Consider the following 20,631-nt stretch of genomic DNA (forward strand, 5'->3'; position numbering starts at 1 on the left):
CGAAAAACCGGAAATCAGAACAGGAAATAGCGCTGGGCCATCGGCAGCACCGTCGCCGGCTCGCAGGTGAGCAGCTGGCCGTCGGCGATCACGTCGTAGGTTTCGGGATCGACGCTGATCGACGGGCGCCATGCGTTGTGGATCATGTCGGCCTTCGTCACGTTGCGGCAGTTGCGCACGGGCACGACGCGCTTCGCGAGCCCGTAGCGTTCGGCGATGCCCGCATCGGCGGCCATCTGCGACACGAAGGTCAGCGACGTGCGCGCGAGCGCACCGCCGCGCGTGGCGAACATCTCGCGGTAGTGAACGGGCTGCGGCGTCGGAATCGACGCGTTCGGATCGCCCATCTGCGCCATGGCGATCATCCCGCCTTTCAGGATCATCGACGGCTTGATCCCGAAGAACGCGGGCTCCCACAGCACGAGGTCGGCCCACTTGCCGGGTTCGATCGAACCGACTTCGTGCGCGATGCCGTGCGTGAGCGCCGGGTTGATCGTGTACTTCGCGACGTAGCGTTTCGCGCGGAAGTTGTCGTTGCGTGCGCCGTCCTCGGGCAGCGTGCCGCGCTGCACCTTCATCTTGTGCGCGGTCTGCCAGGTGCGGATGATCACTTCGCCGACGCGGCCCATCGCCTGCGAGTCGGACGACAGCATCGACAGCGCGCCAAGATCGTGCAGGATGTCCTCGGCCGCGATCGTCTCGCGGCGGATCCGCGATTCGGCGAACGCGAGGTCCTCGGCGATCGACGGGTCGAGGTGGTGGCACACCATCAGCATGTCGAGATGTTCGTCGAGCGTGTTGATCGTGTACGGGCGCGTCGGGTTGGTCGACGACGGCAGCACGTTTGCCTCGCCGCACACCTTCAGGATGTCGGGCGCGTGGCCGCCGCCCGCGCCTTCGGTGTGGTACGTGTGGATCGTGCGGCCCTTGAACGCGGCGACCGTCGATTCGACGAAGCCGCCTTCGTTCAGCGTGTCGGTGTGGATCGCGACCTGGGTGTCGGTGTCGTCGGCGACCGACAGGCAGTTGTCGATCGCGGCGGGCGTCGTGCCCCAGTCTTCGTGCAGCTTCAGGCCGATCGCGCCGGCCGCGATCTGCTCGACGAGCGGCTGCGGCAGGCTCGCGTTGCCCTTGCCGAGGAAGCCGAGGTTGATCGGCCAGCCGTCGGCGGCCTGCAGCATCCGCTCCATGTGCCACGGGCCCGGCGTGCAGGTCGTCGCGTTGGTGCCGGTGGCCGGCCCCGTGCCGCCGCCGAGCATCGTCGTGACACCCGATGCGAGCGCCTCGTCGATCTGCTGCGGGCTGATGAAGTGGATGTGCGTGTCGATGCCGCCGGCCGTCACGATCAGCCCTTCGCCGGCGATCACTTCGGTCGCCGCGCCGATCGCGATCGTCACGCCCGGCTGGATGTCCGGGTTGCCCGCCTTGCCGATCGCGGCGATGCGGCCGTGCTTGATCGCGATGTCGGCCTTCACGATGCCCCAGTGATCGAGGATCACGGCATTCGTGATGATCGTGTCGGGCACGTCGGCAGCCACCCTCTGCGACTGGCCCATCCCGTCGCGGATCACCTTCCCGCCGCCGAATTTCACTTCCTCGCCGTAGGTGGTGAAGTCGCGTTCGATCTCGATCAGCAGTTCGGTATCGGCGAGCCGCACGCGGTCGCCCGTCGTCGGCCCGAACATTTCCGCGTATGCGCGGCGGCTCAAGCGTAGTGTCATGTGCTGTTCCTGAAGAGCGGGGCGCGGCTTACAGCGGCCCCATCACCTTGCCCTGAAAACCGTAGACGGCGCGTTCGCCGGCCAGCTCGACGAGCTCGACGGTGCGCGCCTGGCCCGGCTCGAAGCGCACGGCCGTGCCGGCCGCGATGTTGAGCCGGAAGCCGCGCGCGGCGGCGCGGTCGAACGACAGCGCGTCGTTGACTTCGAAGAAGTGGTAATGCGAGCCGACCTGCACCGGGCGGTCGCCGGTGTTCGCGACGACGAGCGAGACCGTCGCGCGGCCCGCGTTCAGTTCGTGCTCGCCGTCGTCGGTGAGGATTTCGCCGGGGATCATGCGTGCTACCTCGGTCACGGAATCGGGTGGTGGACGGTGACGAGCTTGGTGCCGTCGGGGAAGGTTGCCTCGACCTGGATGTCGGGAATCATCTCCGGCACGCCTTCCATCACGTCGTCGCGCGTGAGCAGCGTCGTGCCGTAGTGCATCACCTCGGCGACGGTCTTGCCGTCGCGCGCGGCTTCCATCAGCGCGGCGGTGATGAACGCGACCGCTTCCGGATAGTTGAGCTTCAGCCCGCGCGCGCGGCGGCGCTCGGCCAGCAGCGCCGCCGTGAAGATCAGCAGCTTGTCCTTTTCTCGGGGAGTCAGTTTCATGAAGGCAGTCGTTCAGGAAAACGTAATTTTTATCGGTGCGCGGGGTTCCGGCCGGGGCGCGGGTCATCGTAGCACCGCGCCGTTTTTCGTGCGTCGTGTAGCCGTTATGTAAGCAGCAAGGCGCGTGCCATGTCGATGGAACGCGCCTCGATGCGCGATCGTGGTGCGCGATGCATGAATCGTGGGCAGGGTGGGCGGCGCGACTGCGCCGAAACGGTGCGTGGCGGGCCGCGCGCTCAGGTCTGCCAGAGGCGCAGCGGCCGTGCGTCGACACCGTGCACGAGCGGCCGCAGGTAAAGCCAGCAGTCGGCGAAGTGACGCTGCAGCGCTTCCATCGACGTCGATACCGCGCGCACCAGCACGACGCCCGGCGTCACGCAGGTCGCGCCCGCGCGCAGTGCGTCGTCGAACGGCATCCGCGCGGCGAGCGCTTCGGCGAGCGCGACATCGCACGCGGCGCCGGCCGCCCACAGCGTGCCGTACACGGGAAAGCCGCCAAGGCCCTGCAGCGCGCCGCGCAGCGGATCGTGCGCGTCGAGCAGCGCGCGCTCGGTCCAGAGCGGCCGTCCGTCGGCGTCGACGAGTGCCGAACCCGACGCGATGCGGCCGGCCGACCACGTTTCGCCGGCCGCCTGACGGCCGAGCTGCGTCGCGTCCCAGCCGATCGCGCTCGCGCCGGCGCCGAGCGTCACGGTGAAGTCGAGCGCGGCGTGGGCCGCGTCGAAGAACAGGTTGTTCTGCGGCAGCCAGTCGAGCTTCGCGTGCTCGCCGACCGTGATGCCGATGCGCTGCGTCGCGTCGAGGCCGTTCGACTTGTACCACTTGGTCGCGCCGGGTGTCGTCAGCACCGCGTGCGTGCCATCGCCGAGCGTGATGTCGATGTCGAGCCGGTCGCCGCCCGCGACGCCGCCCGCGGGTGAACGATGACCGCGTGGCAGATCGCGTCGCCTTCCGGATACAGCGGCCGCTGGACGCGCAGCGGGCCGTCGTGCAGCCGGTGGACGAGCGTCGTGCGCGCGCCGTGCCGCTCGAAGCCGAGTTCGAGACGGCCGCGCCACGACTTGGCAACGGCGGGACGGGACAGCGGGGCGTGGGAATCGAGGGCGGACATCGGCGGGAAGCTGGAGACGGGCGCGGTGATCGGAGATGCTACCGCAACACTATACGCCTGGGTGTTCGGGATGCCGAACGAGGCGACGGGGAGGGGCGGCGGCGCGGCGGCGATGCCGACGTTCGTCCGGCATGCGTCGATCGCCGGCGCCTCGCGGCAACGTCATCGCGTGCCGTATTCCTCGCTACACCGCGATCAGCTCGCGCACGCCGTGGGTTTCCATGTCGCGCGCCTCGCCGCCCGCGATGACCTCGCCGCGGCTCATCACCCAGTAATGGTCCGCGATCGAGCGCGCGAAGTCGTAATACTGCTCGACGAGCAGCACGGTCATCCGCGATTCGTCGACGAGCTGGCGCAGCGTGCGGCCGATGTCCTGGATGATCGACGGCTGGATGCCCTCGGTCGGCTCGTCGAGGATCAGCAGTTGCGGCTCGCTCATCAGCGCGCGGCCGATCGCGAGCTGCTGCTGCTGGCCGCCCGACAGGTCGCCGCCGCGCCGTGCGCGCATGTCCTTCAGCACCGGGAACAGGTCGTAGATGCGGTCGGGCACTTTCGACGGCGCCTTGCGGCTCGCCGCGCCGACGAGCAGGTTCTCCTCGACGGTGAGGCGCGGAAAGATGTCGCGGCCCTGCGGCACGTACGCGAGGCCGGCCGCGACGCGCGCATACGGCGGCAGTGCGCCGAGCGCCGTGCCGCGCCACGACACGCTGCCGCTCTTCGCGGCGACGACGCCCATCAGGCAGCGCAGCAGCGTGCTCTTGCCGACGCCGTTGCGGCCGAGCAGCACGGTGAGCTTGCCGTCGTCGGCGGCCAGCGTGACGTTGCGCAGGATATGGCTGCCGCCGTAATACTGGTTCAGTGCATCGATCTTCAGCATTGGATTACCGTCCGAGGTAGGACTCGATCACCGCGTCGTCGCGCTTGACCTGGTCGAGCGTGCCTTGCGCGAGCACCGCGCCTTCGGCCATCACCGTCACGCGGCCCGTGTCGCCCGCGAGCGCCGCGACGAATTCCATGTCGTGCTCTACGACCATCATCGAGCAGGTGCCGCGCAGCGTGTTCAGCAGCTTCGCGAGTTCCATCGTCTCGTGGTCGGTCATGCCGGCGGCCGGCTCGTCGAGCAGCAGCAGAGCCGGGCGCTGCATCAGCAGCATGCCGATCTCGAGCCGCTGCTTCTGCCCGTGCGACAACTCGCCGGCCGCGCGATACGCGTCGCTTTCGAGGCCGATCAGCGCGAGCGTCTCCTCGATCTTCGCCTGCGCGGCGCGGTCGAGCCGCGCGCGCAGCGACGCGAGCCAGCCCTTGTCGGTCTGCATCGCCAGTTCGAGGTTTTCCCACACCGGATGCTGTTCGAACACGGTCGGCTTCTGGAACTTGCGGCCGATCCCCGCACGCGCGATCTCGGGTTCGTTCATCCGCGCGAGGTCGATGGTCTGGCCGAGAAACACCTTGCCCGCATCGGGGCGGGTCTTGCCGGTGATCACGTCCATCATCGTCGTCTTGCCCGCGCCGTTCGGGCCGATCACGCAGCGCAGTTCGCCCGCGTCGATCGCGAGCGACAGCTTGTTCAGCGCGCGGAAGCCGTCGAAGCTCACCTCGATGTCCTCGAGGTAGAGGATCGTGCCGTGCGACGTGTCGATGCCGGGCGGCACCACGCGGCCCATCGATGCGGTGCCGCTGACGGTCAGCAGCTCGTCCTCGGCCGGTGGCGTGAACTGGTAGAGGGCCGTGCCGTTCATGCGCGTTTCCCCTTTGCGAGCAGTGTGTCGACGAGGCCCATGATGCCGCGCGGCAGCAAGAGCGGCACGAGCACGAAGATCAGCCCGAGAAAGAACAGCCAGTATTCGGCGAAATACGCGGTGAAGAGGCTCTTCGCGCCGTTCACCGCGAACGCGCCGACGATCGGCCCGATCAGCGTGCCGCGCCCGCCCACCGCGACCCAGATCGCCATTTCGATCGAGTTGCCGGGCGACATCTCGCCGGGGTTGATGATGCCGACCTGCGGCACGTACAAAGCGCCCGCGATTCCACACAGCACGGCCGACAGCGTCCATACGAACAGCTTGTACGCGAGCGGGCTGTAGCCGAGGAACATCAGCCGCGTCTCGCCGTCGCGCACCGCGGTGACCACGCGCCCGAGCTTGCTGGTGACGATCGCGCGCGCGGCGATGAACGCGAGCACGAGCGTCGCGAAGGTCAGCAGCAACAGCACCGTGCGCGTGCCGGGCGACGTGATCGGAAACCCGGCGATGCGCTTGAAGTCGGTGAAGCCGTTGTTGCCGCCGAAGCCCGTCTCGTTGCGAAAGAACAGCAGCATCGCGGCGAACGTCAGCGCCTGCGTGATGATCGACAGGTACACGCCCTTCACGCGCGAGCGGAACGTGAAGAAGCCGAACACCCAAGCGAGCACGGCCGGCACGAGCACGACCAGCGCGAGCGCCCAGGCGAGATGCTGCGTGCCGCTCCAGTACCAGGGCAGCTGATGCCAGTCGAGGAACACCATGAAGTCGGGCAGGTCGCTGCCGTACTTGCCGTCGCGGCCGATCTCGCGCATCAGGTACATGCCGATCGCATAACCGCCGAGCGCGAAGAAGAGGCCATGGCCGAGGCTCAGGATTCCGCAGTAACCCCACACGAGATCGAGCGCGAGCGCGGCGATCGCGTAGCACATCAGCTTGCCGGCGAGCGTCATCGCGTACGCGGACAAATGGAACGCGCTCGACTCGGGCGCGACCAGCGCGGCGAGCGGCACGCCGATGCCGATCGCGATGCACAGCGCGACGAGCGCGAGCCACGCGCGGCGCGACAGCAGCGCGGGGCGGGGCGGCAGGCCAAGCGCGAACCCGTCCTCCGCACGCGCGGAGGCGGGAGGCTTCGGCGCGTCGGCGATCGGGTTCGACAACGAATCGGTGATTGAAGTCATGTCAGGCCTCCGCGCTGCGTCCCTTCGGGGCGAACATGCCCTGCGGACGCTTCTGGATGAACAGCACGATCATCACGAGCACCGCGATCTTCGCGAGCACGGCGCCCCAGAACGGCTCGATCGCCTTGCTGACGAGGCCGAGCCCGAAGCCGCCGAGCACGGTGCCGGCGATCTGGCCGACGCCGCCGAGCACGACCGCCATGAATGAATCGATGATGTAGTTTTGCCCGAGGTCCGGGCCCACGTTGCCGATCTGCGACAGCGCGCAGCCGCCGAGGCCCGCGATGCCCGCGCCGAACGCGAACGCATACGCGTCGACGCGCGCGGTCTTCACGCCGACGCACGCGGCCATCCGGCGGTTCTGCGTGACCGCGCGCACGAACAGGCCGAGCCGCGTCTTCGTCAGCACGCCCCAGGCGACGCACACGACCGCCAGCGCGAACGCGAGGATCGCGAGCCGGTTGTACGGCAGGATCAGGTTCTGCATCACGGTCACGCCGCCGCTCATCCACGACGGGTTCACGACCTGCACGTTCTGCGCGCCGAACAGCATGCGCGTCGCCTGGATCAGGATCAGGCTCACGCCGAAGGTCGCGAGCAGCGTTTCGAGCGGGCGGCCGTACAGGTGCCGCAGCACGAGCCGCTCCAGCACGATGCCGACCAGCGCGGCCGCCGCGAACGACACCGGCACCGCGACGAGCGGATACCAGTCGAATGCCGCCGGCGCATAGCGCTGGATCAGCGTCTGCACGACATAGGTTGCGTACGCACCGATCATCAGGAATTCGCCGTGCGCCATGTTGATCACGCCGATCAGCCCGTATGTGATCGCGAGGCCGAGCGCCGCGAGCAGCAACACGCTGCCGAGCGACAGGCCCGCGAACACGGTGCCCGCGATCTCGCCGCGGCGCTGCAGCGCGTGCAATGCGTCGAGCCCTTGCTGCGCGGCTTCGCGCACGCGTGCGTCGGGCTCGGCGAAACTGCCGTCCGCGTTCTTCGCGACGAGCGGACGCAACTGTTCGATCATGTCGAGGTCGCGGCGCGCGGCCACCACCTGCACGGCTTCGAGACGCTTCGCCGGATCGGCATCGTGCAGCGCGGCGATCGCCCATAGCGCATCGAGGCGGCGCTTCAATGCCGGATCGGTTTCCTTCGCGCGTGCGCGATCGATCATCGGCTTGAGTGCCGGGTCGGGCGATTTCAGCAGCGCGTCGATCGCGTCGCGGCGCGCGGCGACGTCTGGCGAGGCGAGGGCGAGACCCGACAGCGCGCCGGCGATCTTCGTGCGCAGCAGGTTGTTCAGCATCACGGGCTGCGCGTCGCCGGCGGGCGTCGCGGCCTGCGTGAGCGCGTCGTGCGCGGTGTCGCCGGTCTGGATCAGCAGGCGTCCGTCGCCGGTCGCGAGCGCGTCGCCGGTCGACAGCGCATTGAGCAACGCGACGGCGCGCGGATCGGCATCGGCGGCGAGATGGTCGATCGCGGTCGTCTTCGCGTCGAAGTCGTCGCCGGCGAGCGCGGCGGTATCGGCCGCCGTCAGGGCGAACGCGGCGCGCGGCAGCGCGCCCGCCAGCGCGGCACAGGCGACGACCGCGACGGCGGCGCGGCGAAAGCGTGTAGGCATCGGGAAATCCTGTCGGGCGTGGGAAAGCGAATGCGTGCGGCGGTGCGCGAGCGCGTGCGGCGCGTTACCGCAATCGCGGCGAGTGCCGGCACCGGCCTGCGAACGGAGCGCCACGCCGGTGCGCGGCGCCCCGCATCGCATCAGGCGAGCGCCGCGCGCTGCCGGCGCAGGAACGCCGGAATCGAGCTGACGACGTCCGGCTTGCCCTGGTTGCCCGCGATGAACGGGCTCCACGGCTGCGCGCGCACGGCCGTCTTCGTCTTCCAAACGACGTTGAACTGCCCGTCGCCGCGGATCTCGCCGATCATCACCGGCTTGTGCAGGTGATGGTTGCCGTCCATCGAGAGCGTGAAGCCCGACGGCGCGGCAACCGTCTGTCCGATCATCGCGACGCGCACCTTGTCGACGTCGGTGCTCTTCGCCTTCTCGACCGCCTGCTTCCACATGTGGATGCCGACGTAGGTCGCTTCCATCGGATCGTTGGTCACGCGCTTCGCGCCGCCCGGCAGGTTGTTCGCCTTCACCCACGCGGCGAACTGGTCCTTGAACTTCGTGTTCGTCGGGTTCTTTACCGACATGAAGTAGTTCCACGCGGCGAGATGGCCGACGAGCGGCTTCGTGTCGATCCCGCGCAGCTCTTCCTCGCCGACCGAGAACGCGACCACCGGCACGTCGGTCGCCTTGATCCCCTGGTTGCCGAGCTCCTTGTAGAACGGCACGTTCGAGTCGCCGTTGATCGTCGAGATCACGGTCGTCTTGCCGCCCTGCGCGAAGTTCTTGATGTTCGCGACGATCGTCTGGTAATCGCTGTGGCCGAACGGTGTGTAGACCTCCTGAATGTCGGCGTCTTTCACGCCCTTCGATTTCAGGAACGCACGCAGGATCTTGTTGGTCGTGCGCGGATACACGTAGTCGGTGCCGAGCAGGAAGAAGCGCTTCGCGCCGCCGCCTTCCGCGCTCATCAGGTACTCGACGGCGGGGATCGCCTGCTGGTTCGGCGCGGCGCCCGTGTAGAACACGTTGCGCGACATTTCCTCGCCTTCATATTGCACCGGGTAGTAGAGCAGGCCGTTCAGTTCCTCGAACACCGGCAGCACCGACTTGCGCGACACCGACGTCCAGCAGCCGAACACGCACGCGACCTTGTCCTGCGTGAGCAGTTGGCGCGCCTTCTCGGCGAACAGCGGCCAGTTGGATGCGGGGTCGACGACCACGGGCTCGAGCTTGCGCCCCATCACGCCGCCGCTCTTGTTGATGTCGGCGATCGTCATCAGCGCCGTGTCCTTCAGCGACGTTTCGGAGATTGCCATCGTGCCCGACAGCGAATGCAGGATGCCGACCTTGATCGGACCCGTGCCCGCATCGGCCGCGTGCGCGAACGGACTCTTGCCCGCCAGCGCGAGTGCACCGGCCATCGAACCGAACTTCAGCAGACTGCGACGTTTCATCGAGTTCCCCTTGACGTGTTGGATAGGCGTGCGCCGTGACGGCGCCGGCATCGAACTAACGCAAGGCATGTGCCAGTCGCGCGGATGCACGCCGGGCGTGCCTGTGCGGGGTGGTGCGGGGCGTCGGCGTGGTGCGCGTGACGCGTCGTGCAGCATGCGCGATCCGTTGCGGTGCAGTCGCGCGGGCGCAAATGGTGCACGGCGTGCGCGCGGGTGCGAGCGCGAAGGTCACTTGTTTAGGGACGTGCGGAACGTGATCGCCGCGCATGCATCCGGCCGCGTCGTGCCGGCGTGGTCGTGAAGTGCGGCGGGAAGGGCGAGGCGCTCCGCTCGACGGGGGGCCATGTTCGGGTGCCCGCCGCCGTTCGTCATCGAACGAACGCGGATGGGCGACGCGCTGAATCAATCGAAGAAGGAGGAAGCAGAAACGCAAACGGGCGCGCCATGCGCGCCCGTTCGGCGGATCGGAGCGATCGGCTGTAACGGGCCGGTCGCCGTGGCGGCGCGCGATGCGCCGCCGGAAGGTCAGTCACTCAGTAACGCGGCACGGACGGATCGACGTCACGCGACCACGCGTCGATCCCGCCCTGCAGGTTGTACAGCTTCGTGAAGCCGCGCGATTCGAGGAACATCGCGACCTGGGCGCTGCGCATCCCGTGATGGCACACGCAGACGATTTCCGCTTCGTCGTCGAGCTCCTCGCTGCGCGCGGGGATCTGCTGCATCGGGATCGACACGCTGCCGGCGATCTGCGCGGTCGAGATTTCCCACGGCTCGCGCACGTCGAGCACGATCGGCGCGGGACGCGCCGGATCGCGAAGCCATTCCGCGAGCATCGCGGGCGTCAGGATCTGCATGGAAGCTCCGCCGCTCAGAATTTGAAGCGCGACGGTTCGATCGCGTTGACGAGGTGATTGACGTAGGTTTCGAACACGTCGGCGACACGGTACTGCTTGTCGTCGATTCGCGTGATGATTTGCGCCTTCATCACCGGACGGCCGCCGACGAACGCCGACAGGCGGCCGCCGATCTTCAGCTGTTCGAGCATCTGCTGCGGCACGACCGGCAGGCCGCCCGCGACGCAGATCACGTCGTACGGCGCCTTGTCGGGCCAGCCGAGCGAGCCGTCGCCGAGCACGACTTCCGCGTTCGTCACGCCGTCGTTGCGCAGGTTGTCCGCCGCGAACTTTGCGATGGTCGGATCGATATCGACGGCCGTCACGTGCTGTGCGCGATGCGCGAACAGCGCGGCCAGGTAGCCCGAACCCGCGCCGATCACGAGCACGTTTTCGTGCTTCTTGACCGCCAGTTCCTGCAGCACGCGCGCTTCGACGCGCGGAAACAGCATCTTGCTGCTGCCGCCGGGCAGCGGCAGCTCGAGGTCGGCGAACGCGAGATCGCGGTGTTCGGGCAACACGTAGTTTTCACGCTTGACGATCGCCAGCAGGCCCAGGACGTCCAGATCCAGCACGTCCCACGGCCGGATCTGTTGTTCGATCATGTTGAAACGCGCGTTTTCGATATTCATGGTGTGGTCACGCAGCCAGGTCGGCCATCAGCGGGGGTAGAGAAACTTCGTGATTGTACCAAACGGGGCACCGGCGAAGCCTTCAGACGGCCTGCAACAGACCTTTACCCCTTGCTCTTCTTGATCTGCGCCTCGAATGCGAGGTCGAGCTTGCTCGCCTTGCGCGGCTTTTTGGGGCCGAATTCGTCGACGAACCTGACGAATTCGTCGAGCGGCAGCGGCTCGCTGCGCTTCTCGGCAGTGCCGCCCGAGCGGTCGACCAGATAGAACAGGCCGCCCGCCATCGCGACGGCCGCGAATTGCGGGTTGCCGGAACGGGTCTTCAGGCGTTCGACCGCGTTGGTTGCTTTGGTGGTGCGCATCGTGCGGATTCTTGCAGGGGCGTTGAGCCCCTTACTTTATCAAACCGGCCGCCCGCATGCGGCCGTGCGGCGTCAGACGGTGCGCGAGTAGCGCTGCCGCGGCGTCTGGCCGAGGTAGGCGTCGAACGCCATTGCGATGTTGCGCACGACCATCCGGCCGGCGGGGTGGATCGTCAGGCGGTCGCCGGCGATGGTCAGCAACCCGTCCTGCTCGAACGCGCGCAGCGCGTCGAGCTCGCGTGCGAAGTGATCGGCGAAGCGGACCCCGTGCGCGGCCTCGATGTGCGAGAACGGCAGTTCGAGGTTGCACATCAGCTGGGTGATCACGTCCCGGCGCAGCCGGTCGTCGGCCGTGAGCCGCACGCCGCGCGCGATCGGCAGCCGGCCCGCGTCGAGCGCGGCGCCATACGCCGGGAGGTCCTTCGCGTTCTGCGCGTAGACGTCGCCGACCTTGCCGATCGACGACACGCCGAAGCCGACCAGGTCCGTATCCGCGCGCGTGCTGTAGCCCTGGAAATTGCGCTGCAGCGTGCCGTTTCGCTGCGCACGCACGAGTTCGTCGGTCGGCCGCGCGAAGTGATCCATCCCGATGTACACGTAGCCGGCCTGCGTCAGCATGTCGATCGCGAGGCCGAGCAGCGCGACCCGCGTCGCAGGCGGCGGCAGCGTCGCGTCGTCGATCTGCCGCTGCATCTTGAACAGGTGCGGCATGTGCGCGTAGCCGAATACCGAGAGGCGGTCGGGCGCGAGTTCGATGATCGTCTCGAGCGTGCGCGCGAACACGGCGACCGTCTGGTGCGGCAGCCCGTAGATCAGGTCGACGCTGACCGAATGGAAGCCCGTCGTGCGTGCGGTCGACAGCAGGTCGGCCGTCATCGCGAGCGGCTGGATCCGGTTGATCGCCTGCTGCACGACCGGGTCGAAATCCTGCACGCCGAGGCTCAGCCGGTTGAAGCCGATGTTGCGCAGGTGCACGAGCGTCGCGGGCGTGACCGTGCGCGGGTCGATCTCGATCGAGAACTCCGCGTCGGCGTCCGGCGCGAGCGCGAAGTGTTCGCGGGTGGCCACCATCAGCTCGGCCGTTTCGTCGTCGGACAGGAAGGTCGGCGTGCCGCCGCCCCAGTGCAGCTGCGTGACCGGGCGCGCGGGATCGAACAGCGCGGCCTGCAGCGCCAGCTCGCGCTTGAGTTGCTCGAGATACGGGCGCGCGCGGCGGCGGTTGTTGGTCGCGATCTTGTTGCAGCCGCAATAGAAGCAGGCCGTGTTGCAGAACGGGATGTGGAAGTACAGCGACAGGTCGCTCGACGACGCGCCGGGATCGCCCGCGGCGCGCACGTAGTCGGCCGGGTCGAAATCGTCGCGGAACTGCAGCGCGGTGGGGTAGGACGTGTAGCGCGGCCCGTTCGTGCCGTACTTCGCGAGCAAATCGGGACGGAACAGGGTGTCGGCAGAACCGGAACTCATGATGGTCTCGCGCTTTTTAGATGCTTTCGAGTATATAAACGCGCATTCCGGCTGCATTGTGTAATAACGTCGCAGCCGGCGGTGGCACAATGCGCAGTGGGCTGCCGCACGCTGCGTCCGGTTGCCGCATCGTTTTTCGTTGTTCGTGAGAGAGCAGAGTGTCCGTCGAAATGTCTGTCCGTCCGGCGCCCGCCGATGTCCCGCCGCCGCATGCGTGCCGCGAGGCGTGCGGCGCGTGCTGCATCGCACCGTCGATTTCCTCGCCGATTCCGGGGATGCCCGACGGCAAGCCGGCCGGCGTGCGCTGCGTGCAGCTCGGCGACGACCTGCGCTGCCGGATCTTCGGCCGGCCCGAGCGTCCCGCGTGCTGTTCGGGGCTGCAGCCGTCCGCCGAGATGTGCGGTGCGTCGCGCGACCACGCGCTCGCGTGGCTGACGCGCCTCGAGGTCGCGACGCAGCCGTCGCCCGGCGCCGGCACGGCCCGCTGACGCATTGCCCGCGCTGCCGTCCACCCGCATGCGCATGGAACCGGCGACATGCGCCGAAGCACTAACTTCGGTCCCCGGCACAGCTTGCGGCCGAGCCGGTAACCCGACTGCCGCTTCGCCCGATACAGGAGATTGTTCAGCATGACCGCATCTTGCACGCCCGGCCGGCGCCGCTTCCTCGCCGCCTGCGCCGGCGCCATCGGCGTGTCGGTATCGCTCGCCGCCTGCGCGTCGACGTTCCCGTTCATCCCCGATCACTACACGTTCTCGCGCGGCGACGTGCAGAAAGCCGTCGCGCGCAAGTTTCCGTACCAGAAGACGGTCGCGCAGGTGGTCGACGTGTCGCTCACCAATCCGGCCGTCAACCTGCTGCCCGACCAGAACCGCGTCGCCGTGCAGCTCGACGCGCATTTCGCGAGTCCGTTCCTGCGCGAACCGGTGAGCGGCAAGTTCATCGTGTCGGGCCAGCTCGCTTACGACGCGCCGAGCCGCTCGGTCGTGCTGAAGGCGCCGGCCGTCGACAGCCTCGTGCTCGACGGCAACGCGCAGATGTACGCGCAACAGGTCGGCGCGGCCGCCGGCCTGCTCGCGACGCAGGTGCTGACCAACTACCCGATCTACACGTTCAAGCCCGAGCAGCTGCAATTTGCCGGCGTGAACTACGAACCCGGTACAATTACGATTCTTACAAACGGCATACGCGTGGCGATCGTCGAAAAGTGACGGCGCACCGCGCGCGGCCGGGCGGGCCGCGGCGGTGACGCGGCCCTTTCTTTCGACTACTTCGGAGTTGGGCCACGGATGGACTGGATCCTGATCTGCAAGGCATTGATCCTCGGCGTCGTCGAGGGGCTGACGGAATTCCTCCCGGTGTCGAGCACCGGCCACCTGATCGTCGCGGGCAGCTTCCTGAATTTCAACGATGCGCACGCGAAGACCTTCGACGTCGTGATCCAGTTCGGCGCGATCCTCGCGGTCTGCTGGGAATACCGGCAGCGGATCGTGTCCATCGTGACCGGGCTGCCGAGCCGGCCCGACGCGCGGCGCTTCACGCTGAACGTCGTGATCGCGACGATTCCCGCGATCGCGCTCGGCCTGCTGTTCGAGAAGAAGATCAAGGCCGTGCTGTTCTCGCCGGTGCCGGTCGCGTTCGCGCTCGTCGTCGGTGGCGCGATCATCCTGTGGGCCGAGGCGCGACAGCGCGAACGCGGCGAGCCGCCGCGCGTGCAGTCGGTCGATGCGCTCACGCCGCTGGACGCGCTGAAAGTCGGCATCGCGCAATGTTTCGCGCTGGTGCCGGGCATGTCGCGTTCGGGTTCGACGATCATCGGCGGGATGCTGTTCGGCCTCGACCGGCGCGTCGCGACCGAATTCTCGTTCTTTCTCGCGATTCCGATCATCTTCGGCGCGACGCTCTATGAAACGGTCAAGGACTGGCAGGCGTTCACGGTCGATGCGCTCGGCCTGTTCGCGCTCGGGCTCGTGGCCGCGTTCGTCAGCGCGTTCGTGTGCGTGCGCTGGCTGCTGCGTTTCGTCGCGACGCACGACTTCACCGTGTTCGCGTGGTACCGGATCGCGTTCGGCCTGTTCGTGCTGCTGGTGGGTTACAGCGGGTGGCTGAACTGGGCGTGATGCCGGTGCGGGGGCGAGGGCGCATCCAATAGAAAACGGCCCGATCGGCAGCAGATGCCGGTCGGGCCGTTCGTCATTGCGCGGCAGGTAGCGTGCGTTGAGCGCCGTGTTCAGCTGGCGCGTTTGCGGAACACCAGGTCCCACACGCCGTGGCCAAGCCGCAGCCCGCGCCGCTCGAACTTCGTGACGGGGCGGTAGTCGGGGCGCGGCGCGTAGTCGGCGGCCGTGTTTTCGAGCGTCGGTTCGGCGCCGAGCACTTCCAGCATCTGTTCCGCGTAGTTTTGCCAGTCGGTCGCGCAGTGCAGGTATGCACCGGGCTTCAGGCGCGATGCGAGATGCGCGACGAGCGGCGGCTGGATCAGCCGGCGCTTGTGGTGGCGCGCCTTGTGCCACGGATCCGGGAAGAAGATGTGCACGCCGTCGAGGCTCTCCGGCGCGAGCATGTGCTCGAGCACCTCGACCGCGTCGTGCTGGATGATGCGGATGTTCGGCAGGTCCTGCTCGCCGATCAGCTTCAGCAGCGCGCCGACACCCGGCTCGTGCACCTCGACGCCGAGGAAGTCGTCGCCTGGGCGGTGCGCGGCGATTTCCGCGGTCGATGCGCCCATCCCGAAACCGATCTCCAGGATGCGCGGCGCGCGGCGGCCGAACACGGCGTCCCAGTCCGGGATTTCCGCCGCGTACGGGACGACGAAGCGCGGGCCGAGATCGTCGAGCGCGCGGCGCTGGCCGGTCGACACGCGGCCGGCGCGCGTCACGAAGCTGCGGATGCGGCGGCGGTGCAGCGGGTTGACTTCGTCGGCGCCGTCGGCGGCTTCGTCGGGAAGGGCGGCGTCGTCCGGCGGCAGGCCGGCTTCGTTCGGATCGTCGTGCATCATCGGTGACAGAGAAAGGCTCGGTTCGGGCGCGGGCCCGTCATGCGCAGCGGCGCTACCGGATGAACCGGCAGATGGTACAAAAAAGCCGCCTTCGACGAGGCGGCTCTTGCGCAGGCTGCGAGCAGCCGAAGGTGGAGCGGGCGATGGGAATCGAACCCACGTCATCAGCTTGGGAAGCTGAGGTAATGGCCATTATACGACGCCCGCAGAACGCATAATTCTACAGGGTTTGGCTTGGATGTTGCAAGCGAGCCGTTTTTGGCCGCCTGCGTCGAAGCAGGCATGGGCTCGGTGGTTGAGCGACGGATCGCCGGAAGCGGGTGTCAAGGATCGGCCCGAATCGGTCCGTCAACGCAAGGCCGACCGGAACACGACGCGCCACGACGCGCGCCCGCACGCAGGCCCGTGTCGAAAATAGACGAGTCGGTGTCGGACGCATACAAGCCCCGGTGACGCTTTCGAACTAACGTGACAGACCTCTTACCCGATCGTCAGTCTGGAGCCGACATGTCCGATTTCATCACCGTTCTGCGCAAAACCTGCCCGACCCCGGTCGTCGACGCGACCAAGTGGAAGCGCATCGGCGGCGATCCGCACACCGTGAACCTCAACGCCTACCTCTCGAAGGATGGCAGCAAGATCATGGGCACGTGGATCTGCACGCCGGGCAAGTTCGAGGTGAACTACGAGAAATGGGAGTACTGCCACTTCCTCGACGGCTATTGCATCATCACGCCGGAAGGCGAGGAGCCTGTGCATCTGAAGGCCGGCGACGTGTTCGTCATCGAACCCGGCATGAAAGGGACTTGGGAAGTGGTGGAGACGGTACGCAAGTACTTCGTGTTTGCCTGAGCGGGCCCGTCGATTCGACTTGCGTACGAGCGCCGGTCGAATCGATGCGTTGAAACGCATTCCGGGTCGGAAACAACTCGCCGAGCGTGATCGCACGCTCGGCCGGTTCCGCTATCCCGTCGATCCCACCGATCGCGCCGACTGCCTGTCGCTTCCGAGAGCGGTGGTGATGGGAGCGTGCCGATCGAACCCGCAGGTTCGACGATGCGAAAGAAGCTCTCGGCCAGTCCAGAGTCGGTCAGGCCGCTCGCATGCGCGTCACTGACCAGCACAACGCGATTCGACAACGCCGAGGCGGCGTTCAATGCTCGATGCTCAACGCCTTTTCGATCGCGGCAATCAATCTGAATGCATCGTCCCGGCCGATCAGGAGGCCGCGACTGGTGTACTCGCAGCCGAACGCGTAGAAGCTCGGCAGAAGCGTGATCGCGTCGTTCTGTCGATCGAAATCGACCTCGCATTTCGTCAATGGGAAGAACGGAGGATCTTCGACGGTCGGCTGGTACACGGCGCTCTCCTAGTAGAGCTTGCGAGGCGGCAGCATGCGTTTCGCGCGCAGGCGCTGTCTCGCGACGGCGCTGGCTTTCTTGCGCTTGCGCTCGGTGGTCGGCTTTTCATAGCTGGTGCGACCGCGCAACTCGCGGATCAGGCCCGTCTTCTCGATGTTTCGACGGAAGCGCCGGAGCGCGACATCGACAGGTTCGTCGGGCTTGAGGATGATCGTCGTCATGTAGGTCCTGTTTCAAGACATGCGTGGAGGAAAACTAGCCGAGTCGAGTCATGACGGCACTCGCGATCTCGTCGGATTCGAATTCCGAATATCCGGCGCTGATCGACAATGCGCGTACGGCAGCGAACATCTGCAACTCGGGTTGGTGACGCAACGCAGAACCGGCGAGGCCGTCGTTCGGGACCGCGTCGGTCCTGGAAATCTCGCGCCGTTCGATCAGGCGGAGGAGTTCATCGATGATCATTTCGTCATCCGAATCAGAGTGCCGCCGCGCTGCCGCGACAGGAAGCGTCAATGGGAATCGGCGAAGAGCGGCTGCTCGCCGCGATTGCCGTCGATGATCTCCTCGGCGTAGCGAACGGACGCCCGGCGCGCTTCGCCCGCCGATTCGAACGGTGCGTTCTCGAGCAGCCGGAACGTTTCGCTGCGGGTCAGCGTGTCGGTGGTGCCGCGCAGGCAGATCTTCACGGCCGCGTCGAAGCCGCCGTCGTAGTTGTGCGGATTACCGTTCAGCGACGGAATGTGCGGATAGATCAGCGGATAGATTTCGAAGCCACGATAGAGATGCATGCTCATGATAAACTCCTGGGTTCGGTCGCGACAAATCGCGTGGACGAACGCATCCGACCGGTATCGCCGCGGCGCGGCGTGACGGGTGGGGTGAAAAGGGCGGCAATGCGTGCGGGTAACGGCGCGACGCAGTGAGAGGGTAGACGGCGGGGCGAGCGGCGAGTGGAGTGACGCGGGCTCGGACAAAATTCATCATACGCGCTTCGCGTCGGATGTCCATCTAATTCGCGGCCGTGCCGGCGCGGTGCGATGACCGGCGTCGAGGCCGCAACACGCGTCGAGCATGACGCGGCATTCGTCCGCACTTCGACGCGGCACGGCGCGATCCGGATGATGTCGATCGAGTCCGATCCCTTCGCCGCATCGTGACGGTCGCGCGCCTGCACGACATCGCACAAGCGCCTATGATGCAGCGATCCGCCAGTCGCGCCGGCCGCAATGCGCGCATGGCCCGCGAACGCCGAACGTTTTCCCAGAACCCCGACCATGCGCATCATCGACATCCGCGAGCAAGCGATCCCGGTTTCCCGCTATGCCGATCCGGCGATTCCGTCGGGCGGCCTGACGACGAGCGTCGTCGCGATCGTCACCGATGTCGTGCGCGATGGGCGGCCGGTCACGGGTTACGGCTACGCATCGGTCGGCCGTCACGCACAGGGCGGGCTGATTCGCGAACGATTCGCGCCGCGTCTGCTGGCCGCCGCGGACGCCATCGCCGACGATGCCGGCACGAACCTCGATCCATTTCGCGCATGGCGCGCGATGATGGCGGGCGAGAAGCCCGGCGGGCACGGCGAACGCTGCGTCGCGGTCGGCGTGCTCGACATGGCGATCTGGGATGCCGCCGCGAAGATCGCGGGCCTGCCGCTCCATCGCTTCGTCGCCGACCGGCTCGCGCGCGACGCGGCACCTCGCGTGCGTGTCTACGCGGGCGGCGGTTACCGCTATCCGCACGACGATCTCGCGCGCCTGTCGGACGAGATGCATCGCATCGCCGATCTCGGCTACACGCACGCGAAGATCAAGATCGGCGGCGCGGATGTCGATCACGACAAAAGACGCATCGAAGCCGCCGCGGCGTGTCTTGCCGACAGTTCGCATCTCGCGGTCGACGCGATGAACGCGTATGACGCGACGAGCGGACGCGCAGCCGCCGCGATGCTGGCACCGTTCGAACTCTGGTGGTTCGAGGATCTCTGCGATCCGCTCGACCTGCCGCTTCATGCGGACCTGGTCGCGCAATACGCGCCGCCGGTCGCGGCCGGCGAGGCGTTGTTCTCGCTCGCGGAAGCGAAGCTGCTCGAACGCTACGGCGGTCTGCGCCCGGACCGCGACGTCCTCGTGTTCGATCCGGTGCATTGCTATGGCCTGCCGGGCTATCTGCAGATCGTCGACCATTTCGTGTCGAACGGCTGGCGGCGCGATGCGTTCTGGCCGCACGGCGGTCATCTGTTCTCGTTGCACGTCGTGTCGGCGCTCGGGCTCGGCGGCGCCGAAGTGAGCCCGTTCGCGTTCCGTCCATTCAACGGGCTGGCGGACGGCGAATCGGTCGACGCCGGCTACGCGGCCGTGCCGCAGGCGCCGGGCATCGGCTTCGAGCTTCATGCCGATGCGTACCACGCGTTTCGCGCGGTAGCCGGCTTGTGAACTGCGCGGCCGGTCTCGGCGCGCGTCGCTCGTGAAGCGGGCCGCGAATCCAGGCCGCATCGCAGCGACGAACCGTTCGAGCACACGCCACGTGAGCGCGCGGTCGAACCACGCGCGGCATGACCGTACGCCGTGGGCGAGCCGCCGTTACCCGATCACGCGCACGCCGACCAGCAGCAACGCACCGCCGACGTCCAGACGTCGAAGCCGCTGCTCGGCTACGCGCGCACGACCGTCACGCCCGCGGCCTCGATCGGCTCGGTCAGCGCTGCATCGGTTTCCTGTTCGACCACGATCGCTTGTGCGAGCGCGAGCTCGCCGATCACGAACTGCGACGCCGCACGCAGTTTGGATTGCGAAGCCAGCACGACCGTCTCGCCGGCGCGCCCCGCCAATGCGCGCTTGATCGCCGCTTCCTCGAAGTCGCCGGTGCTCAGCCCCGCGACCGGATGAACGCCGGTCACGCCCATGAAATACAGGTCCGCGTGGATGCGCGAGATGCCTTCCATCGCCGCGGCGCCCACCGCGACGATCGAATGCTTGTACAGCCGTCCGCCGATCAGGATCACGTCGATCGACGGATGCGCGGCCAGCGCGACGGCGACGCTCGGGCTGTGCGTGACGATCGTCGCGCGCAGGTCGAGCGGCAACTGGCTGACGAGCAGCGCCGACGTCGTGCCGCCGTCGACGATCGCGACTTGTCCGGGCGCGATCATCTGCGCGGCCCGGCGCGCGATGCGCCGTTTCTCCGCGGTTTCGATCGCCTCGCGCTGCGCGAACGGCGCGACCGCCGGCGACGCCGGCAATGCGCCGCCGTGCACGCGCTGCAGCAGGCCCTCGGCCGCCAGTTCGCGCAGGTCGCGCCGGATCGTGTCCTCGGACACGCCGAATTGCGCGCTCAGCTCGACGGCCAGCACCTGGCCGTCGCGGGCGAGCGCGTCGAGGATCGCCTTCTTGCGTTGGGTCGTCAGCATCGGATTTGCACGAAATTTCTTGAAATTGCAC

23 protein-coding genes, 1 tRNA gene and 1 pseudogene are annotated in these 20,631 nt (G+C 67.5%); 5 read left to right on the plus strand and 20 right to left on the minus strand.

Going from position 1 to position 20,631, the window contains the following annotated elements; translation table 11 throughout:
• Window positions 1-14: 14 nt before the first annotated feature.
• The 13 genes and pseudogenes from ureC to hemN form a co-directional block, all read right to left on the minus strand.
• Window positions 15-1,721 carry an urease subunit alpha gene (ureC, locus tag WS46_RS12890; protein WP_059690761.1) on the minus strand — a complete coding sequence of 569 codons (1,707 nt, stop codon included), beginning with the start codon at window positions 1,719-1,721 and terminating at the stop codon, window positions 15-17.
• Window positions 1,722-1,749: 28 nt separating this feature from the next.
• Complete coding sequence (locus WS46_RS12895; RefSeq protein WP_059690762.1) at window positions 1,750-2,055, minus strand: urease subunit beta; 306 nt, start codon at window positions 2,053-2,055, stop codon at window positions 1,750-1,752.
• Window positions 2,056-2,069: 14 nt separating this feature from the next.
• Entirely contained in the window at window positions 2,070-2,372 is a 303-nt protein-coding gene (gene ureA / locus WS46_RS12900) for an urease subunit gamma (RefSeq protein ID WP_006048588.1), read from the minus strand.
• Between the two features lie 236 nt (window positions 2,373-2,608).
• Window positions 2,609-3,483 (minus strand): annotated as a pseudogene (locus WS46_RS12905) (urease accessory protein UreD).
• A 184-nt stretch (window positions 3,484-3,667) separates the two neighbouring features.
• Window positions 3,668-4,360: an urea ABC transporter ATP-binding subunit UrtE gene (urtE, locus tag WS46_RS12910; RefSeq protein WP_059690763.1), complete on the minus strand. Its 693-nt coding sequence runs from the start codon at window positions 4,358-4,360 to the stop codon at window positions 3,668-3,670.
• A 4-nt stretch (window positions 4,361-4,364) separates the two neighbouring features.
• Window positions 4,365-5,222 carry an urea ABC transporter ATP-binding protein UrtD gene (gene urtD / locus WS46_RS12915; protein ID WP_059530295.1) on the minus strand — a complete coding sequence of 286 codons (858 nt, stop codon included), beginning with the start codon at window positions 5,220-5,222 and terminating at the stop codon, window positions 4,365-4,367.
• Entirely contained in the window at window positions 5,219-6,406 is a 1,188-nt protein-coding gene (gene urtC, locus WS46_RS12920; protein ID WP_059530292.1) for an urea ABC transporter permease subunit UrtC, read from the minus strand. The genes urtD and urtC overlap by 4 nt, the downstream gene beginning before the upstream one ends.
• Window position 6,407: 1 nt before the next feature.
• Window positions 6,408-8,027: an urea ABC transporter permease subunit UrtB gene (urtB, locus tag WS46_RS12925; protein ID WP_059690839.1), complete on the minus strand. Its 1,620-nt coding sequence runs from the start codon at window positions 8,025-8,027 to the stop codon at window positions 6,408-6,410.
• A 140-nt stretch (window positions 8,028-8,167) separates the two neighbouring features.
• Entirely contained in the window at window positions 8,168-9,475 is a 1,308-nt protein-coding gene (urtA, locus tag WS46_RS12930) for an urea ABC transporter substrate-binding protein (protein ID WP_059530287.1), read from the minus strand.
• A gap of 533 nt (window positions 9,476-10,008) precedes the next feature.
• Window positions 10,009-10,332, minus strand: a complete 324-nt coding sequence (locus tag WS46_RS12935; RefSeq protein WP_059530285.1) for a rhodanese-like domain-containing protein — start codon at window positions 10,330-10,332, stop codon at window positions 10,009-10,011.
• Window positions 10,333-10,346: 14 nt separating this feature from the next.
• Window positions 10,347-11,003 (minus strand): protein-L-isoaspartate O-methyltransferase, encoded by a 657-nt coding sequence (locus tag WS46_RS12940; protein WP_059530282.1) that lies wholly within the window; start codon window positions 11,001-11,003, stop codon window positions 10,347-10,349.
• Window positions 11,004-11,107: 104 nt separating this feature from the next.
• On the minus strand, window positions 11,108-11,365 hold the full coding sequence (locus WS46_RS12945; RefSeq protein WP_059448113.1) for a hypothetical protein: 258 nt from the start codon (window positions 11,363-11,365) through the stop codon (window positions 11,108-11,110).
• A 72-nt stretch (window positions 11,366-11,437) separates the two neighbouring features.
• Complete coding sequence (gene hemN / locus WS46_RS12950) at window positions 11,438-12,829, minus strand: oxygen-independent coproporphyrinogen III oxidase (RefSeq protein WP_059690764.1); 1,392 nt, start codon at window positions 12,827-12,829, stop codon at window positions 11,438-11,440.
• Window positions 12,830-12,999: 170 nt separating this feature from the next.
• Here hemN and WS46_RS12955 point away from each other — a divergent pair, with 170 nt between their 5' ends.
• The 3 genes from WS46_RS12955 (at window position 13,000) to WS46_RS12965 (ending at window position 14,949) form a co-directional block, all read left to right on the plus strand.
• Window positions 13,000-13,317, plus strand: a complete 318-nt coding sequence (locus tag WS46_RS12955; RefSeq protein WP_059690765.1) for a YkgJ family cysteine cluster protein — start codon at window positions 13,000-13,002, stop codon at window positions 13,315-13,317.
• A 141-nt stretch (window positions 13,318-13,458) separates the two neighbouring features.
• Window positions 13,459-14,040 carry a DUF1439 domain-containing protein gene (locus tag WS46_RS12960; RefSeq protein ID WP_059530276.1) on the plus strand — a complete coding sequence of 194 codons (582 nt, stop codon included), beginning with the start codon at window positions 13,459-13,461 and terminating at the stop codon, window positions 14,038-14,040.
• Window positions 14,041-14,118: 78 nt separating this feature from the next.
• A complete protein-coding gene (locus WS46_RS12965; RefSeq protein WP_059530273.1) occupies window positions 14,119-14,949 on the plus strand; it encodes an undecaprenyl-diphosphate phosphatase in 831 nt (276 codons plus the stop codon).
• A gap of 110 nt (window positions 14,950-15,059) precedes the next feature.
• Here WS46_RS12965 and trmB read toward each other — a convergent pair whose 3' ends face one another.
• Together trmB and WS46_RS12975 are read right to left on the minus strand one after the other, a co-directional pair.
• Window positions 15,060-15,827, minus strand: coding sequence for a tRNA (guanosine(46)-N7)-methyltransferase TrmB (gene trmB / locus WS46_RS12970; RefSeq protein ID WP_059530270.1), 768 nt, complete (start codon window positions 15,825-15,827; stop codon window positions 15,060-15,062).
• Window positions 15,828-15,959: 132 nt separating this feature from the next.
• Window positions 15,960-16,034: transfer RNA gene (locus WS46_RS12975), tRNA-Gly, on the minus strand.
• A 300-nt stretch (window positions 16,035-16,334) separates the two neighbouring features.
• Here WS46_RS12975 and WS46_RS12980 point away from each other — a divergent pair.
• Window positions 16,335-16,679, plus strand: coding sequence for a cupin domain-containing protein (locus tag WS46_RS12980; protein WP_059466993.1), 345 nt, complete (start codon window positions 16,335-16,337; stop codon window positions 16,677-16,679).
• 301 nt (window positions 16,680-16,980) lie between these two features.
• Here WS46_RS12980 and WS46_RS12985 read toward each other — a convergent pair whose 3' ends face one another.
• The 4 genes from WS46_RS12985 to WS46_RS13000 are packed head-to-tail and all read right to left on the minus strand — an operon-like array spanning window position 16,981 to window position 17,985.
• The gene (locus WS46_RS12985) at window positions 16,981-17,187 is read right to left on the minus strand and encodes a hypothetical protein (protein ID WP_059530263.1); all 207 of its coding nucleotides are present in this window, start codon (window positions 17,185-17,187) and stop codon (window positions 16,981-16,983) included.
• A gap of 9 nt (window positions 17,188-17,196) precedes the next feature.
• Window positions 17,197-17,409: a 30S ribosomal protein S21 gene (gene rpsU, locus WS46_RS12990; protein WP_059530260.1), complete on the minus strand. Its 213-nt coding sequence runs from the start codon at window positions 17,407-17,409 to the stop codon at window positions 17,197-17,199.
• A 34-nt stretch (window positions 17,410-17,443) separates the two neighbouring features.
• Window positions 17,444-17,653, minus strand: a complete 210-nt coding sequence (locus WS46_RS12995) for a hypothetical protein (protein WP_059530257.1) — start codon at window positions 17,651-17,653, stop codon at window positions 17,444-17,446.
• 47 nt (window positions 17,654-17,700) lie between these two features.
• Window positions 17,701-17,985, minus strand: a complete 285-nt coding sequence (locus tag WS46_RS13000; protein WP_059530254.1) for a hypothetical protein — start codon at window positions 17,983-17,985, stop codon at window positions 17,701-17,703.
• 480 nt (window positions 17,986-18,465) lie between these two features.
• On the opposite strand from WS46_RS13000, the gene WS46_RS13005 reads away from it, so the two are divergent.
• Complete coding sequence (locus WS46_RS13005; protein WP_059690766.1) at window positions 18,466-19,626, plus strand: enolase C-terminal domain-like protein; 1,161 nt, start codon at window positions 18,466-18,468, stop codon at window positions 19,624-19,626.
• Window positions 19,627-19,844: 218 nt separating this feature from the next.
• Here the strand turns inward: WS46_RS13005 and WS46_RS13010 are convergent, their stop codons facing one another.
• Window positions 19,845-20,600, minus strand: a complete 756-nt coding sequence (locus WS46_RS13010) for a DeoR/GlpR family DNA-binding transcription regulator (protein WP_059690767.1) — start codon at window positions 20,598-20,600, stop codon at window positions 19,845-19,847.
• Between the last annotated feature and the right edge of the window lie 31 nt (window positions 20,601-20,631).

This window comes from Burkholderia sp. RF4-BP95, from assembly GCF_001521985.1.
Taxonomy (GTDB): domain Bacteria; phylum Pseudomonadota; class Gammaproteobacteria; order Burkholderiales; family Burkholderiaceae; genus Burkholderia; species Burkholderia diffusa.

What these genes read in the sequence shown, in the direction of transcription:
- ureC (WP_059690761.1), bottom strand. Translation starts at nt 1,721, where the DNA reads ATGACACTACGCTTGAGCCGCCGCGCATACGCGGAAATGTTCGGGCCG.
- WS46_RS12895 (WP_059690762.1), bottom strand. Translation starts at nt 2,055, where the DNA reads ATGATCCCCGGCGAAATCCTCACCGACGACGGCGAGCACGAACTGAAC.
- ureA (WP_006048588.1), bottom strand. Translation starts at nt 2,372, where the DNA reads ATGAAACTGACTCCCCGAGAAAAGGACAAGCTGCTGATCTTCACGGCG.
- urtE (WP_059690763.1), bottom strand. Translation starts at nt 4,360, where the DNA reads ATGCTGAAGATCGATGCACTGAACCAGTATTACGGCGGCAGCCATATC.
- urtD (WP_059530295.1), bottom strand. Translation starts at nt 5,222, where the DNA reads ATGAACGGCACGGCCCTCTACCAGTTCACGCCACCGGCCGAGGACGAG.
- urtC (WP_059530292.1), bottom strand. Translation starts at nt 6,406, where the DNA reads ATGACTTCAATCACCGATTCGTTGTCGAACCCGATCGCCGACGCGCCG.
- urtB (WP_059690839.1), bottom strand. Translation starts at nt 8,027, where the DNA reads ATGCCTACACGCTTTCGCCGCGCCGCCGTCGCGGTCGTCGCCTGTGCC.
- urtA (WP_059530287.1), bottom strand. Translation starts at nt 9,475, where the DNA reads ATGAAACGTCGCAGTCTGCTGAAGTTCGGTTCGATGGCCGGTGCACTC.
- WS46_RS12935 (WP_059530285.1), bottom strand. Translation starts at nt 10,332, where the DNA reads ATGCAGATCCTGACGCCCGCGATGCTCGCGGAATGGCTTCGCGATCCG.
- WS46_RS12940 (WP_059530282.1), bottom strand. Translation starts at nt 11,003, where the DNA reads ATGAATATCGAAAACGCGCGTTTCAACATGATCGAACAACAGATCCGG.
- WS46_RS12945 (WP_059448113.1), bottom strand. Translation starts at nt 11,365, where the DNA reads ATGCGCACCACCAAAGCAACCAACGCGGTCGAACGCCTGAAGACCCGT.
- hemN (WP_059690764.1), bottom strand. Translation starts at nt 12,829, where the DNA reads ATGAGTTCCGGTTCTGCCGACACCCTGTTCCGTCCCGATTTGCTCGCG.
- WS46_RS12955 (WP_059690765.1), top strand. Translation starts at nt 13,000, where the DNA reads ATGTCTGTCCGTCCGGCGCCCGCCGATGTCCCGCCGCCGCATGCGTGC.
- WS46_RS12960 (WP_059530276.1), top strand. Translation starts at nt 13,459, where the DNA reads ATGACCGCATCTTGCACGCCCGGCCGGCGCCGCTTCCTCGCCGCCTGC.
- WS46_RS12965 (WP_059530273.1), top strand. Translation starts at nt 14,119, where the DNA reads ATGGACTGGATCCTGATCTGCAAGGCATTGATCCTCGGCGTCGTCGAG.
- trmB (WP_059530270.1), bottom strand. Translation starts at nt 15,827, where the DNA reads ATGATGCACGACGATCCGAACGAAGCCGGCCTGCCGCCGGACGACGCC.
- WS46_RS12980 (WP_059466993.1), top strand. Translation starts at nt 16,335, where the DNA reads ATGTCCGATTTCATCACCGTTCTGCGCAAAACCTGCCCGACCCCGGTC.
- rpsU (WP_059530260.1), bottom strand. Translation starts at nt 17,409, where the DNA reads ATGACGACGATCATCCTCAAGCCCGACGAACCTGTCGATGTCGCGCTC.
- WS46_RS12995 (WP_059530257.1), bottom strand. Translation starts at nt 17,653, where the DNA reads ATGATCATCGATGAACTCCTCCGCCTGATCGAACGGCGCGAGATTTCC.
- WS46_RS13000 (WP_059530254.1), bottom strand. Translation starts at nt 17,985, where the DNA reads ATGAGCATGCATCTCTATCGTGGCTTCGAAATCTATCCGCTGATCTAT.
- WS46_RS13005 (WP_059690766.1), top strand. Translation starts at nt 18,466, where the DNA reads ATGCGCATCATCGACATCCGCGAGCAAGCGATCCCGGTTTCCCGCTAT.
- WS46_RS13010 (WP_059690767.1), bottom strand. Translation starts at nt 20,600, where the DNA reads ATGCTGACGACCCAACGCAAGAAGGCGATCCTCGACGCGCTCGCCCGC.